The organism is Mesorhizobium sp. B2-3-5, assembly GCF_006442395.1.
Classification (GTDB): Bacteria; Pseudomonadota; Alphaproteobacteria; order Rhizobiales; family Rhizobiaceae; genus Mesorhizobium.
This window is the reverse complement of record NZ_VFVX01000009.1, coordinates 21,602-36,143: the sequence shown is the minus strand read 5'-3', so window position 1 is coordinate 36,143 and position 14,542 is coordinate 21,602. Positions and strand designations below refer to the sequence as shown.

Genomic DNA, 14,542 nt, shown 5'->3' with positions numbered 1-14,542 from the left:
GAGAATCAGGAAAGGGCAACGGAAGCGACGAGCAGCACCGCGATTTCGCTCACCTGTTGCAGGGCGCCGATCGTGTCGCCGGTCTGGCCACCGATCTGGTTGAGGCAAAGGGCGTGGAACGCGGCAAACAGCAGGCCAAGCAGGATCAGCGCGGCGATGGCGCCGCCGGGGCCGAGCAGGAGCAGGGGAATCGCGCCAAGCACGGCGCCGGCAATGGCGGTGTCGAGCGAGACAGGGCCAGCGCCGGCCGACAGGCCGTCGGACCGAGCCGGCGGCAAGAGATGCATGAAGGCGCCAAGCAGGCCGCGCGAGGCGGCGTGGGCAGCCACAAGGGCAAAGAGCGCCTGTGTGGGGTCGGCGAATTCCGAAAGCACGTTCCAGCGGGTCAGCAGCGACAGGGCCAGAGCCACCGCACCGTAGGCGCCGATGCGGCTGTCGCGCATGATCTCGAGTTTGCGGCCACGCGACTTGCCGCCGCCGAAACCGTCGGCGACATCCGACAGTCCGTCTTCATGCAGGCAGCCTGTGGTGATGACGGTTGAGACGAGGCCAAGGGCGGCCGCCGGCCCCATGGCAAGGCCAAACCGTTCCGCCGTGGCAAAGACAATGGCGCCGATCAGGCCGACAACGACGCCGGCAACCGGTGCGGCCCAGATCGCGGCGGCGAGGCCACGGCCGCGAAAGTCTAGGACGGGCAGGGGCAGGCGAGTGAAAAACACCAGGCAGAGCGCGACATCGTCGAGAATCTGCCGGGGCGAAAGGGTCATATTTGGAAGCTTCACGCGCCAGCCCTCGCTATCGCATGGAAGAAGGTGCCACTGACATGGCCGCGCCGGTAGCCGGAAGCGCCGATCGGATTGCCCTGGCCATCGGCGAGGTCGGCCAGCGGTTCGTCATTGCCGGTGGCCGTCATCTGGGCATAGTGGAATTCGTGGCCACGGATCAGCGCGCCTTGCGGCCCCAGCGGACAGTCCGCACGCAGCCGCGCCTCGCGATAGCCGAGGTTCATCTTCCGCCTGGCAAAGCTGGTGGCGTGGCCAAGCAGGCCCAGCATGCGATGCGTTTCGCCGGAGGCATCCTCCAGCGCTTCCCCAAGCACCATGAAGCCACCGCACTCGCCATGGACGGGCTTCGCCTCCGCGAAACGCGCCATCCCGGCATGGAAATTCGCGGCGGCGGCGAGCCGCCCCGCGTGAAGCTCGGGATAGCCGCCGGGCAACCAGCAGACATCGCAATCATCGCCCGGCGCTTCGTCGGCGAGCGGCGAGAAGGGTACGATTTCCGCGCCGGCCTTGCGCCAATGGGCGGCGACATGCGGGTAAAGAAAAGTGAAGGCGGCGTCCTTGGCCAGCGCGATGCGTTGGCCAGGCGGCTGCAGCGCGTCGGCGAAATCGCCAACTGCCGGATTCAGCGGCGTTGCCAGCGCCATGACGGCATCGAGATCGAGCGACTTCTCAGCCATGTCGGCCAGCCTGTCCAGATGCGCCATCAGGTCATCATATTCGCCGGCCTGGACGAGGCCGAGATGGCGCTCGGGCAGATTGAGCGAGGGGTCGCGCAGGATGGCGCCGACCACGGGCAGGCCGATTGCCTCGATCGCGTCGCCGGACAGCCGCCGGTGGCGCTCGCTGCCCAGCCGGTTGAGCACGACGCCGGCCATGCGCACATCCGGGTCGTAAGTGGCAAACCCTTTGGCGACGGCCGCCGCCGTGGTCGACTGGCCAGAAACATCGAGCACCAGCAGCACCGGCAGGCCGTAGAGGCGGGCGAGATCGGCGGCCGAGCCGGTGCGCCCCGGCGCGGCCGGAATGCCGTCGAACAGGCCCATGGCGCTTTCGAGGATGACGAAATCGGCATCGTCGGCTGCCTGTGCGGCCAGCGCGTTGAGCAGCGAGGGCGGCATCGCCCAGCTGTCGAGATTGACGCCGGAAAGACCGGTGGCGGCGGTGTGGAAGCCGGGATCGATATAGTCGGGACCGGATTTGGCGCCGCGCACCTTCAGGCCGCGCCGGGCGAGCGCGCGCAGAATGCCGATGGTGACGCTGGTCTTACCCGAGCCGGAGCGCGGCGCGCCGATGATGATCGCGCGCGCCGTCATGTCCCGCCCGCCAGTGCCGCGCGCATGGCGACGATGCCGCCGACGACGATCAGCGCCGGCGAGGCCAGGCCGGCAGCGGCGGCTTCCTCGGCGATGGTGGCGAGCGTGGCGACGACGATCCGTTCCTTTGGCGTGGTCGCGGCGACGATCACAGCCGCCGGCGTCGAGGGCGCCAGTCCGCCGTCGAGCAGGGCTGCCGTAATCAGCGGCAGATTGGCCATGCCCATATAGACCACGACCGGCTGGCCGGTGCGGGCAATTGCAGCCCAGTCGATGTCGTCATCGGTGCCGGCGGCGTGGCCGGTCGCCAGGATCACCGCCTTGTTGATACCGCGCATGGTGGCCGGAATGCCGGTGGCGGCCAGCGCGCTGAGGCCTGATGTCAGACCCGGCAGCACATGGAACGGGATGCCTTCGCGGGCCAGCGCCAAAGCCTCTTCGCCGCCCCGGCCGAAAATATAGGGATCGCCGCCCTTCAGCCTGACGACGCGGCGGCCTTCACGCGCCAGCCGCACCAGCAGGGCGGTGATGTCGTCCTGTTTCATCGAGGGCTGGCCGCCGCGCTTGCCCGCAAAGAAACGCTCGGCATTTCCGGCAACAGCCACGACATCAGGCGAGACCAACGCGTCGTAGACCAGCGCATCCGCTTCGGCCAATGCCGCCAGCACTTCCAGCGTCAGGCAGCCGGGGTCGCCGGGACCGGCGCCGGCCAGCCAGACATGGCCCGGCTCAAGCGGACGCGGCTTGAAGTTCAGCCGCGCCAGCGCCTGTGCGAGCGTGGCGTTTTCGCCCTTGTTCCTGTTGCTGCCGCTCACAATCCGTCCCGTCCGCGAAAACGCCGCTGGTAATGGGCGTCGTACAATGAACTCTCGCCGAAGCCTTCCGCTGCCAGCGAGCGGCCGACGAAGATGATCGCCGTGCGCTCCATCGGATCGGCGGCGAGCCTTGCCTCGATCGTCTCCAGCGTACCGGTCAGCACGCGCTCATCCGGCCAGGAGGCGCGAAAGACGATCGCGACCGGGCAATCACCACCATAGTGCGGCGTCAATTCGGCGACGACGCGGTCGATGGCGTGGATGGCAAGATGAATGGCCAGCGTGGCGCCGGTGCGGCCGAAGCCGGCCAATGTTTCGCCGGGCGGCATTTTGGAGGCGCGGCCGGAGACGCGGGTCAGCACCAGGCTCTGCGCGACTTCGGGAATGGTCAGCTCGCGGCGAAGGGCCGCGGCCGCGGCCGCGAAGGAAGGAACGCCCGGCGTCAGCGTGTAAGGGATGCCGTGCTTTTCCAGCCGGCGGATCTGCTCGGCAACCGCGCTCCATACCGACAGATCGCCCGAATGCAGCCTCGCGACATCATGGCCGGCTTTGTGGGCGTCGAGATAGGCTGCCTCGATCTCGTCGAGCGACATCGGCGCGGTGTCGATCAGTTTTGTGCCCGGGGCGCAGTGCTGCAGCAATTCGGGTGCCACGATCGAACCGGCGTGGAGGCACACCGGGCAGCTTGCCAGGAGTCTCGCACCACGCAGCGTGATGAGGTCGGCCGCACCGGGACCGGCCCCGATGAAATGGACGGTCATGGCGCGTCTCCGCTGATGGCGATGGCGCAGGTGACCGGGCCAAGCACGGTGCGTGGGCCGAGCAGCGTCGCGCCTTTGCCGGCAACCGCAAGGGCCGACGCTTCGGAAACCGATGGCGTGCCGGCCGATTCCTGCGACAGGCTGGAATTGCTGAGCGTTCCCGGCGATACAGCCCGAAGGGCAGCGTCATCGACGATGATGACCGGGAGATTCAGCGTGCGACCGGCGGCAGCGATCGCGTCTTCATCCTTCTTGAGCGCGGCGGTGGCCAGTGCCGAAAGAGCCGACATCGCCAGCCCATGCGCTTCGAGCGCGGTTTCTATCGCGGCAAGCACGTCTTCAACGCTCACGCCTTTCCGGCTGCCGATCCCCGCGACAATCATGGCTTCACCCGGCTCCCCATCATGGCTTCACCCAAGCCCACTGCGTAACCGGCATCGCCGGCCGCCAGGCCTGCATCGAGCCGACCGGCGAGGCGCGCGAAATGGCGATGCGGGTGAGATCGCCACCCAATTTGATGTGTTGGGCAAGAAGCAGGGCTTCCATCTCCAGCGTTACCGCATTGGCGACCAGACGGCCCCCGCCGCGCAGCGCCTTGATGGCGGCGTTCAGCACTCCGGTGTCGCTGCCGCCGCCGCCGATGAAGATCGCGTCGGGTGTGTCCAGCCTGGCCAGCGCCTTGGGCGCGCTGCCTTCCACCACGACGAGGCCGGGAACGCCGCAGGCCGCCGCGTTGCGGCCGATGCGGGCGGCTCGGGTCGCGTCGGCTTCAATGGCGATGGCGCGCATCGCGGGGTGGGCAAGCATCCATTCGATGCCGATAGAGCCGGAACCGGCGCCGATATCCCACAGCAATTCGCCGCGCCTTGGCGCCAGCGCCGAAAGGGTGACGGCGCGGATTTCGCGCTTGGTGATCTGGCCGTCATGATCGAACAGGTGATCGGCAAGGCCTGATGTGAGCGGCAGCACGCGGGCCTGCGGATTAGAATCAATTTCGATGGCCAGCACGTTGAGCGGATTGATGTTTTCGAGGGCGAAGGCATCGGCGCGGGCCGAACGTTTGATCTCGTTCGGTCCGCCCAGCGCCTCCAGAACGGTAAGCCGTGATGCACCGAAGTCGAGTTCGGTGAGCAGGCGGGCGATTGCCGCTAGCGCATCGCCATCGGATGTCAGCGCCAGGATGCGCGCATTCGGCTGCAGCAGCGGCCGGATCAGGTCGAGCGGCCGGCCATGCAGCGAAACGGTCTCGATATCCTGCAGCGCCCAGCCTAGCCGGGCGGCGGCCAGCGAAACGGCCGACGGCGCGGGAATGACGTGCATCTCCTGCAGCTTGACTTTGCGGGCCAGCGTGGCGCCGACACCGTGGAAGAACGGATCGCCAGAGGCGAGCACGCAGACACGCCTGCCGGCCAGCGCCAGCACGTCAGCCATCCCCGCATCGAAAGGCACCGGCCATCGGCGCGGCTCGCCCTTGGCGAAGGGGGCGACCAGCGCCAGGTGCCGCTTGCCGCCGAAGATGATTTCCGCTTCAGCAATCTGCTGCTTGGCCTCGTCGCCGAGACCGGCTAGACCGTCCTCGCCGATGCCGATGATCGTGAGCCATTGGAGTGTTGGCTGCTTGTTGTTTGACATGCCAGCGCTGCCCCTCATCCGCCTGCCGGCACCTTCTCCCCGTATAGAGACGGGGAGAAGGGACTAGCGGCAACGCTGGCGATCCGCCTCTCCCCGTTCTTACGGGGAGAGGGTAAGGGTGAGGGGCAGCGCCGACGTGGTCCAGTAGGGTGCCTATGAAGACGATCCTGATCCTTGGCGGCACCACCGAAGCCCGGCAACTGGCGGGAAGGTTGGCCATGCGCGCCTCGGTCACGTTGTCCCTGGCCGGCCGCACCGAAAGCCCGGTCGCCCAAGGCGTTCCCGTGCGGGTCGGCGGATTTGGCGGTGCCGACGGGTTGGCGAGCTACATCAGGGAGACGGGTACGGATCTGCTGATCGACGCCACGCATCCCTATGCGGCGCGAATCTCCGCCAACGCGGCGCAGGCCGCGCGGCTGAGCCGTGTGCCGATCCTTGCCTTGCGCCGCCCGGGTTGGAAGCCTGTCGAAGGCGACCGCTGGATTGAGGTCGATGCGGTCGGCGCTGCCGTGCAGGCGCTTGGCGATACGCCGCGCCGGGTCTTCCTGGCGCTTGGTCGGCAAGAGGTTGCGGCCTTCGAAGCGGCCGCCCAGCATCATTATCTCATCCGCAGCGTCGATCCGATTGAGCCGAAACTGGCCGTGCCCGATGCTGATTATCTGCTGGCGCGCGGTCCGTTCGGTGAGCCGGACGAGCGCGCTCTGCTCAGCGAACAGCGCATCGAGATTGTCGTTTCCAAGAACAGCGGCGGCGTGGCCACTTACGGCAAGATTGCCGCCGCGCGGGCGCTCGGCATCGAGGTGATCATGGTCCGCAGGCCAGCGCTGCCGGAAGTGCTTTCGGCTGAAACCGTCGAAGCCCTGGGCGCGATGGTGGATCATTTCGTCGAGCCAGCGGCCGAACGCGGCGTGTAGACCAACGCCGGCTTGTCGCCGCGCTTGATGATCCGGGTTTCCGGTGAACCGATGATGATGCAGGTCGCCATGTCGGCCTTTTGCGCGTCGACGTTGGCCAGCAGGAAAACCTCGATGCGTTCGTCCGGGCGGCCAGCGGCGCGCCCGAAGATCACCGGGGTGGTGCCGGGCAGGATCGCGCTCAGGCATTCGAAGGCGCGGCCAAGCTGCCAGGGGCGCGCCTTGCTGATTGGATTGTAGAGCGCGATGACGAAGCCCGCGCCCGCCGCCGCCAGAAGACGAAGCTCTATCAGCTCCCATGGCTTCAGATTGTCGGACAGCGAGATGGCGCAGAAATCATGGCCGAGCGGGGCGCCGATGCGGGCGGCGACCGCGAGCATGGCTGTAATGCCGGGCACGACGGAAAGATCGACCGCGCGCCATTCGGCCGGGCCGGCCTCGATCGCCTCGCAGACGGCGGCCGCCATGGCGAAGACGCCGGGATCGCCGCCGGAAACGACGGCGACGTCATGGCCCTCGGCGGCTTTGACCAGCGCATCCTTGGAGCGGGCGAGTTCCTCGCGATTGTCGGAGGCGACGCGGGTCTGGTCCGGGCGTAGGTCAAGCCGGTCGAGATAGGGCTTGTAGCCATAGAAGAATTTCGCTTCCGCCACGGCGCGGCGGGCTTCCGGCGTGACCTGATCAGCATTGCCGGGGCCGAGGCCAATGACGGTGAGGCGGCCGCTCATGCCTGTGCTCCCAGGGCGCCGGGCCGGCCGGACCAGCCGGCGACCAACACGATGGCGAAGTAGGGCGCCTTGTCATCCGGCTTGTCGGCCAGCCGCATCGAGATACTGCCGGCCATGGTAGCGCGTTCGACATAGACGGCGCGCGTCAGCTTTCCTGTCGCCTCCAGCGCCCGCCTTATCTTGGGCAGGTTGCGGCCGACCTTCATGATGACGGCGGCATCGGTGTCGGCTAGGCGGCGCGTCAGCTCGAACTCGCTCATTGTGCCGGGCAGCACGGTCAGAACATCGTCCCCCTGGACGATCGGCAGGCCGGTCGCCGACCAGCAGCCTGACATGGCGGTGATGCCGGGAATAATCTCGGTAGGGAAACGATGCGCCAGCCTGACATGCAGATGCATGTAGGAGCCGTAGAACAGCGGATCGCCTTCGGACAGCACAGCCACGATCCTGCCAGCCCCGAGATGTTCCGCGACCTTCTCGGCCGATTCCTCGTAGAAGCCGGTGATCTGCGAGCGGTAGTCGTCGTGATCCTTGTCGATTTCGGTGGTCACGGGATAAAGCAGCGGCAACTCCAGCATATCGGGCCGGAAGCGCGTTTCGACGATGGCGCGCGCATTGCTGTTGTTGCCGCGCTTGGCGAAATACGCCACCACATCGGCTTCCGCCAAGGCGCGCGCGGCCTTCAGCGTCAACAGTTCGGGGTCGCCGGGACCGGTGCCGACGCCGACGAGTCGGCCTTTTGCCGATCCTTCCTTGACGGGGGCGTTCACAGGCCCGGCCTCGCCAGCGAATTGAGGGCGGCGGCGGTCATCGCGCTGCCGCCAAGCCTGCCGCGCACGATGGCATAGGGCACGCCATAGGAATTTTCGGCCAGCGCGTCCTTCGATTCGGCGGCACCGACGAAGCCGACCGGCATGCCGATGATGGCCGCCGGCTTCGGCGCGCCGTCACGCAGTTTTTCCAGCAGGTAGAAAAGCGCTGTCGGCGCGTTGCCGATGGCGACCACCGCGCCGGCCATGCGCTCGCCCCACAGGTCGATCGCCGCGGCCGAGCGGGTGTTGCCGATCTCCCTGGCGATTTCATGCGTGCGCGGGTCGCGCAAGGTGCAGATCACCTCGTTGCCGGCCGGCAGCCGGGCACGGGTGACGCCATGCGAGACCATTTCCGCGTCGCAGAAGATCGGTGCGCCGGCGGCAAGTGCCTTGCGCGCGGCGGCAACAAAATCGCTGGAGAAGACAAATTGACTGGCGGCTTCGACTTGTCCGCAGGCATGGATCATGCGGATGGCGACATCGGCCTCGACTTCCGAAAAGCGTGACAGATCGGCCTCGGCGCGGATGATGGCGAAGGAGCGCTCGTAGATCGCCGTGCCGTCGTGGATGTAGTCGTAGGCGGCCATGCTTATTCCTGTCGGTAAGCCTCTGCGATGCCGGCCGGCCCCAGCCTTGTCAGGCAAGCGGCGGCGGTTTCGCCTTGATATCGTGCGCTGCGGATCACCGCCGCGACGCGGCTCATGCCGCGCGCGGCGTCATAGCCCGGCCTGTAGCCGGCAGGAAGAGCCTTTGCCGTCGCGTTCACGACAAGTCCGGCTCCGTTTTCGTCGCCGACAATTGTTAGTGTCGCCGGACCGGGGTGCGCGCAGCCCTTGGCACAGCCGGAAATGTGCAGCGTGAAGTCTGGAATGTCGGCATTCCCGGCGGCAATCGTTTCGGCGATGTCGCGTGTCGGGATCCGACCGGAGGCGCAGGCCGGCGTCCCGGGGCAGGCGGCGATGCGGGTGCGGGGGTCGGCGGGCGAGGTGACGAAGCCGAGGGCGGCGGCGGCGTCCTGGAGAGGTTGGTTGGTATGTGCTGGCTGACCGAGGAAGAGCAAGGCACGGCCTGGGGCGAGGCGGATTTCGGTCGCGCCGAGGTTCGCTGCTTGGCTGGCGAGTTCGATCAGCTTTTGGGCCGGCATGCTGCCATAGGGGAGGCCGATGCCGACGGTGTGGCCGTGGCTTAGGTCGAAAAGGCCAATCGGCGTGCGAGGGCGCCCTACGGCGCCCCCCTCTGTCCTGCCGGACATCTCCCCCACTAGGGGGGAGATCAGCAGTTCGGCCGACGGCGCTTCTTCCTCCACGTTGGAGCTTGGCTGGACGTTGGCGGTTGGCGAAAGCAGAGATGAGGGCGCAATCTCCCCCCTTGTGGGGGAGATGTCCGGCAGGACAGAGGGGGGCGCGACGGAGTGCCAGCCTGCGAGAGATGCCAATTGCCTCTCCGACAAATCTCTCGCATGAGCTTCTCGACCTTTCTCGGCAACCATCCTGAGTGCACGAACAGCGATGTCGCACGCTGCGTCCTCATCGACCCTGCCGACCGGCTTCGCTTGCCTTCCGTCTCCGGCAATCAACAGCTGCCACTGAACTTCGTCACCCATCTGAACAGCAACCACCCTGATATCGGCCGTCACCGAATCCATCGCCAATTGCCCGCCGCCGTCCACGATAACCGAAACCTTCGGGCCAAGCCTTGCCGTCAGATCAGCCTCTTCAATAGCCACCCTGATCCGCTCAGCCACCGGTCGCGGGTCGGCGATTTCCCGGGGATCGATGCCCGCCAGCGGCCCGGTCTCGACCGGCACGCCGGTACGCACCGCGATGCCCAGCGCGTCGACTTCCGCCGCCAGCGACCGTGCGCTTTCCGTTGTCAGCCCACGTATCTGCAAGCTGCCGCGTGCCGTCACCTCCATGATGCCGTTGCCGTGCCGCAGGGCGGATTCTGCGATCTCGATCAACAGCTTCGGCGACAATCCTCCAGCGACCGGGTTGAGCCGCACCAATAGCCCGTCCCCGGTCTGCATCGGCGCGGACAGGGCCGGGCAGGCGCCGCGGCGCGAAAAGGCGTTCATGCCGCCACCCCAAGCGCCTCGGCCTCGGCAATCAGCGCGGCGAGGTCGTCGTCGATCGAATTGCGCAAGGGATGCCAGAGACCGCGCCGGCGCGCCGACAGGAAGCGTTCGGCGATGACTTTCGCGGCGGCGGGATTTTCGCGCAGGATGAAGGCGCGAACTTCGGGATCGCCAACATAGGCATCGTGCACGGCCTCGATCAGCGCGCCTGAAATAGCATGGGTGGTCTCGGCGAAGCCGACCAGCCGGTCGACCGTTTCGGCGAATTCCGATGCGCCGCGCGGGCCGTGGCGCATCTGACCAGCGATAAAGCGTGAATTGACCGCACGGGCGCGCACCACCCGCGATACGGCCTCACCGACAGAGCGCGGCTTTGGCTTTTGCGGATCTGTCGTGTCGAGCACGATGACGTCGGCATTCCGGCCGAGGGCCGCAAGCGCGGCCGAAAAGCCGCCGATGAAGGCGACATCGGCTGATCCTTCGAGAATGTCGCGGCCGGGATCGTCGCCGGTGTGGACGAGAAGATCGGCCTCGGCGATGCGTCCCTCGAAAGCGCCGGGTGCGGAGATGCCTTCACCCCCGGCACCGCCATAGGCGTGCGAGGTGGCATCGAGATAGGCACGCCCGATCTCTTCGCGCGCGCCCCAGTCGCCGTTCGACAACAGCTCCTCGACGCCGGCGCCGTAAGTGCCTGGCGAGGTGCCGAAGATGCGGGGGCTGATCTTGCCGTCAGCGCGGGTCTTCGCGGCGAGCGGGTTTTCCGAATCGTCCTCGTCGCGGGCGGCGACGGCGCCGGCGGCGGCATCGATGAGCGCGATCTGCGTCGGGAACATGTCGCGGAACAGGCCTGATATCCGCCAGGTGACATCGACGCGGGGGCGGCCAAGCGTGGCCGGCGGCAGCACCTCGATGCCGGTGATGCGGCCGGTGGCGGTGTTCCATTGCGGCCGGCAGCCCATCAGCGCCAGGCCCTGCGCGATCTCCTCGCCGCCGGTGCGCAGCGACGCCGAGCCCCAGAGGTCGATCACCAGCGAGCGTGGCCAGTCTCCATGCGACTGCAAGTAGGCGCGCACGACCTCCTCTGCCGCCGCCTTGCCGATGTCGTAGGCGGTCGGCGTCGGCATGGTGCGGGGATCCGACGTGAACAGGTTGCGGCCGGTGGGCAGCACATCGGAGCGGCCTCGCGCGGGTGCGCCGGCCGGGCCGGCCTTGACGTGACGGCCATCGAGCGCGGCAAGCAGCGCGGCCTTTTCGGCGTTCGCGCTCTGGCGGCGCATGGCATCGGGTTCGTCGTCGGAGGCGCGACCGTAGATGTGCAGCCCGTCCTTGATGGAGAAATCCTTGAGGTCGCAGAGCCACGCATCGATACGGCGCAAAGCCTCATCAGGCGCGTCGGTCCTCGCAACGCCTGCTTCGGAGGCGAGGCCGTTCTGTTGCGCGGTGTCGACGATCAGCTTCGCCAGCTGGTCGCGGCGCCGCCGGTCGAGCCCATCGGCCTGGGCATATTCGTCGACCAGGCGTTCGAGCCGATGCTGGTCTTGGTCGAGGCCAGCGCCGGTCAGCGGCGGCGGCAGATGGCCGAGCGTGACGGCGGCGATGCGCCGCTTGGCTTGTGCCGCCTCGCCGGGATTGGAGACGATGAAGGGATAGATGACAGGCAGGGGTCCGGCGACGATCTCGGGGAAGCAGTTTTGCGACAGCGCAACCGTCTTGCCCGGCAGCCATTCCAGCGTGCCGTGGGCACCGACGTGGATGAGGGCGTTGACGCCCAGCGATTTCCGGAGCCACAGACCGAAGGCGAGTAGGGCATGGCGCGGGGGGAGCGTGGGGTCGTGGTAATCGGCGCGGCGGTCGGCGGAGCGGCCGCGATCCGGGGCGAGCGCTACGGTGATGTTGCCGAAGGTGGCGGCGCGGAAGGGGAAAAATCTCGGACGCTGGTGTTCCGGCCCACCCCCCTCTGTCCTGCCGGACATCTCCCCCGCAAGGGGGGAGATCGAGCTTTCATCGAAGCTCTCGCCAGCTATTGGCCTCGCAGGAACAGCGCCGGCATCCGAGCTGCCAATCTCCCCCCTTGCGGGGGAGATGTCCGGCAGGACAGAGGGGGGTGCCTCGCATAAACCTGCCTCATCTTCTGGTTTTCCCCATGCTGCTTCTACTGCGGCAATCACAGCTCTCGGCAACTCCTTCGAGAAGCCCAAATACTCCTGTAGGGCCAATCCGTCGTTGCTATGCTCCAGCAAATCCAGCAGTTCCCGCGGCGTTCGCGGAATCCCGTCAACGGCATAGCCCTGTTCGCTGAGGTCATGCAGCATGGCCAGCACGCTTGACGGTACGTCGAGGCCGACGGCATAGCCGGTGCGGCCGGGGGCGCTCGGGTAATCCGGGATCAGGATGGCGAGCTTGCGCTGGGCGCGAGATGTCTCCTGCAGGCGGACAAAAGCTGCTACACGATCGGCAACCTGGGCCACGCGGTCCGGCTCCGGCCGGTTGGCGAAGGCGCGGTGGCCAAGTGCGGGATCGACATCGCTTTCGTCCTTGAAGGAAATGGCGCCGGCGAGGATGCGGCCGTCGAGTTCGGGCAGAACGACATGCATGGCGAGGTCGGCGGGTGCCAGGCCGCGCTGGTTATTTTCCCAAACGTCGCGGCGCGTGCTGGCGACGATGACCTGGAACACAGGGACGCCGGCTCGATCGAACAGGGTTTCGACACCAGGTTCCGCGCCAGACGCGAAAGCGGTCGCGGTGATGATGGCAGCCGGTTTCAGCGTGGCGAGGGCGTTTTCGACGAACGCGAAGGATGCTGGGTCCTTCAGGCTGGAGACGAAGATCGGTACAGGGGTGATGCCGCGCTGCTGCAAGGCGTCGAAAAGCGCATCGATTGGCGCGACATCGGCGGCCAGCAGCATCGAGCGGTAGAAGAGGATGGGCACGATCTTTCCCTCCCCCTCGAGGGGAGGGTGGCCCGCAGGGCCGGGTGGGGTCGGTGCGACTGGATACGGTGTTTCTCGAAGTCGGCGCATTTCACCGGCGACCCCACCCCCGGCCTGCGGCCGGACCCTCCCCTCGAGGGGGAGGGGGACGCCGCACTCGACGACGCCACGTCCTGGCTCGTAGTAACCCGCTTTGGGCACGGTTACCGGCGCGGCTGCTGCTTCATCCTGTCCTGCCAGCCCTGCCAACCTCCGCACCAGCGCGCACATATTGGCCGGGCCGCCCTCGCGGAAATAGCCGAGCAGCGCGTCCAGTTCCGCGCGCGGCAGCGTCGAGGCTTCGATCAGCCGGAGATCCTCGTCGTGGCTTTCACCGGGCAGCAGCGCCAGTTTTATGCCGCGCTCGCGGGCGGTCGCGGCAAGCTGGTCGCAGCCATAGCGCCACCAGTCGTAGCCGCCGAGGATGCGCACCAGGATGATCCTGGCGTGGCGGGCGACGCTGTCGATCCAGAGGTCGACGGACATGGGGTGGCGCAGGTCACGCAGCGCGGCCAGCCGCATCGAGGGCAGGCGGCCGGCATCCGCCTTCCACGCGGCGGCGAGGCCGGCGAGGTCGCTGTCGGTGAAGGACAGGGCCACGATATCCGCCGGCGTCTGCCGCAGATCGACCGGCTCGGCGAGATCGTCGAGCGAGGCGGATGTCGTGGTGAGGATGTGCATCGCGGCCCGTGCCTGAAAATCAGCCGGCGAGTATACGCTCGATCGCAGGGCGGTTCAGCCCCTTGAGGCCGATGACGACGAGACGCGAGCGGCGGTCGTCCTCGGCGGTCCAGGCGCGGTCATAGTAATGGTTGACGCGCGGGCCGACGGCCTGCAGCAAAAGCCGCATCGGCTTGCCGCCGACCTCTACGAAGCCTTTCACGCGCAGCACGTTTTCCTGTTCGGCGGCGGCAGCGACGCGTTTTGCCAGTTCGTCCGGATTGGCGATCGAGGGGATGTCGACAATGAAGGTGTCGAAGTCGTCATGCTCGTGGTCGAATGCGCCGTCGTGATGGGACTTGCGGTTCTCGATGTCGTCCTCTACGGCGAGGCCGAGCCCGAGCAGTACGGAGGGATCGACCTTGCCGTGGGACGTCGGCACGATCTTGACGGCCCGGGCGGAGTGTTCGTTGACGATGGCGTTGGCGCGGGCCGAACCGGCGGCGTCCATCAGGTCACTCTTCGACAGGATGATCAGGTCGGCGCAGGCGATCTGGTCCTCGAACACTTCCTCGACCGGGTCGTCATGGTCGAGGCTGTCATCCCCGGCGCGTTGGGCCTGCAGGGCGTCCATGTCGTTGGCGACGCGGCCTTCGGCCAGTGCGGGGCCGTCGACCACGGCGATCACGCCGTCGACGGTCACGCGGCTCTTCACCGTCGGCCACTGGAAGGCCTGGACCAGCGGCTTCGGCAAAGCGAGGCCGGAGGTTTCGATCAGGATATGGTCGACCCTCGGCGTCAGTGACAGGATCTGGTCGAGTGCCGGTACGAAATCGTCGGCCACGGTGCAACAGATGCAGCCATTGGCCAGTTCGACGATGTTTTCCTCCGGGCAAGTGTCGATGCCGCAGCCCTTGAGGATCTCGCCGTCAATGCCGATGTCGCCGAACTCGTTGACGATAATCGCGATGCGCTTGCCGCCGGCGTTTTCCAGGAGATGGCGGACCAGTGTCGTCTTGCCGGCACCGAGAAAGCCGGTGACGACGGTGCAGGGAACGCGGGAGACGGAAGCGGTCATG

Annotated in this window: 13 protein-coding genes; 1 reads left to right on the top strand and 12 read right to left on the bottom strand. The window is 67.2% G+C overall.

What is annotated here, in order from left to right:
• Positions 1 to 5: 5 nt before the first annotated feature.
• Genes cobS through cbiE form a run of 6 tightly spaced genes read right to left on the bottom strand, consistent with a single transcriptional unit; the run spans position 6 to position 5,306 of the window.
• Complete coding sequence (gene cobS, locus FJ958_RS12990; RefSeq protein WP_140743129.1) at positions 6 to 782, bottom strand: adenosylcobinamide-GDP ribazoletransferase; 777 nt, start codon at positions 780 to 782, stop codon at positions 6 to 8.
• Positions 779 to 2,098, bottom strand: coding sequence for a cobyrinate a,c-diamide synthase (locus tag FJ958_RS12985; RefSeq protein WP_140743127.1), 1,320 nt, complete (start codon positions 2,096 to 2,098; stop codon positions 779 to 781). The genes cobS and FJ958_RS12985 overlap by 4 nt, the downstream gene beginning before the upstream one ends.
• Positions 2,095 to 2,913: a uroporphyrinogen-III C-methyltransferase gene (cobA, locus tag FJ958_RS12980; protein ID WP_140743125.1), complete on the bottom strand. Its 819-nt coding sequence runs from the start codon at positions 2,911 to 2,913 to the stop codon at positions 2,095 to 2,097. Before cobA ends, FJ958_RS12985 begins: the two co-directional genes overlap by 4 nt.
• On the bottom strand, positions 2,910 to 3,674 hold the full coding sequence (cobM, locus tag FJ958_RS12975; protein WP_140743123.1) for a precorrin-4 C(11)-methyltransferase: 765 nt from the start codon (positions 3,672 to 3,674) through the stop codon (positions 2,910 to 2,912). The genes cobA and cobM overlap by 4 nt, the downstream gene beginning before the upstream one ends.
• A complete protein-coding gene (locus tag FJ958_RS12970) occupies positions 3,671 to 4,057 on the bottom strand; it encodes a cobalamin biosynthesis protein (RefSeq protein ID WP_140743121.1) in 387 nt (128 codons plus the stop codon). Before FJ958_RS12970 ends, cobM begins: the two co-directional genes overlap by 4 nt.
• A 19-nt stretch (positions 4,058 to 4,076) precedes the next feature.
• The gene (gene cbiE, locus FJ958_RS12965; protein WP_140743119.1) at positions 4,077 to 5,306 is read right to left on the bottom strand and encodes a precorrin-6y C5,15-methyltransferase (decarboxylating) subunit CbiE; all 1,230 of its coding nucleotides are present in this window, start codon (positions 5,304 to 5,306) and stop codon (positions 4,077 to 4,079) included.
• Positions 5,307 to 5,461: 155 nt separating this feature from the next.
• Here cbiE and FJ958_RS12960 point away from each other — a divergent pair, with 155 nt between their 5' ends.
• Positions 5,462 to 6,220, top strand: coding sequence for a cobalt-precorrin-6A reductase (locus FJ958_RS12960; RefSeq protein WP_140743117.1), 759 nt, complete (start codon positions 5,462 to 5,464; stop codon positions 6,218 to 6,220).
• Here the strand turns inward: FJ958_RS12960 and FJ958_RS12955 are convergent.
• From FJ958_RS12955 to cobW, 6 genes are read right to left on the bottom strand one after another with little or no spacing between them, the layout of a single operon-like run.
• Entirely contained in the window at positions 6,184 to 6,948 is a 765-nt protein-coding gene (locus tag FJ958_RS12955; RefSeq protein ID WP_140743115.1) for a precorrin-3B C(17)-methyltransferase, read from the bottom strand. The genes FJ958_RS12960 and FJ958_RS12955 overlap by 37 nt on opposite strands.
• Entirely contained in the window at positions 6,945 to 7,718 is a 774-nt protein-coding gene (locus FJ958_RS12950) for a precorrin-2 C(20)-methyltransferase (RefSeq protein WP_140743113.1), read from the bottom strand. The genes FJ958_RS12955 and FJ958_RS12950 overlap by 4 nt, the downstream gene beginning before the upstream one ends.
• On the bottom strand, positions 7,715 to 8,347 hold the full coding sequence (locus FJ958_RS12945; protein WP_140743111.1) for a precorrin-8X methylmutase: 633 nt from the start codon (positions 8,345 to 8,347) through the stop codon (positions 7,715 to 7,717). The genes FJ958_RS12950 and FJ958_RS12945 overlap by 4 nt, the downstream gene beginning before the upstream one ends.
• 2 nt (positions 8,348 to 8,349) lie before the next feature.
• Complete coding sequence (cobG, locus tag FJ958_RS12940) at positions 8,350 to 9,834, bottom strand: precorrin-3B synthase (RefSeq protein ID WP_140743109.1); 1,485 nt, start codon at positions 9,832 to 9,834, stop codon at positions 8,350 to 8,352.
• Positions 9,831 to 13,484, bottom strand: a complete 3,654-nt coding sequence (locus FJ958_RS12935) for a cobaltochelatase subunit CobN (RefSeq protein WP_140743107.1) — start codon at positions 13,482 to 13,484, stop codon at positions 9,831 to 9,833. The genes cobG and FJ958_RS12935 overlap by 4 nt, the downstream gene beginning before the upstream one ends.
• Positions 13,485 to 13,503: 19 nt before the next feature.
• Positions 13,504 to 14,541 carry a cobalamin biosynthesis protein CobW gene (gene cobW, locus FJ958_RS12930; RefSeq protein WP_140743105.1) on the bottom strand — a complete coding sequence of 346 codons (1,038 nt, stop codon included), beginning with the start codon at positions 14,539 to 14,541 and terminating at the stop codon, positions 13,504 to 13,506.
• Position 14,542 lies beyond the last annotated feature (1 nt).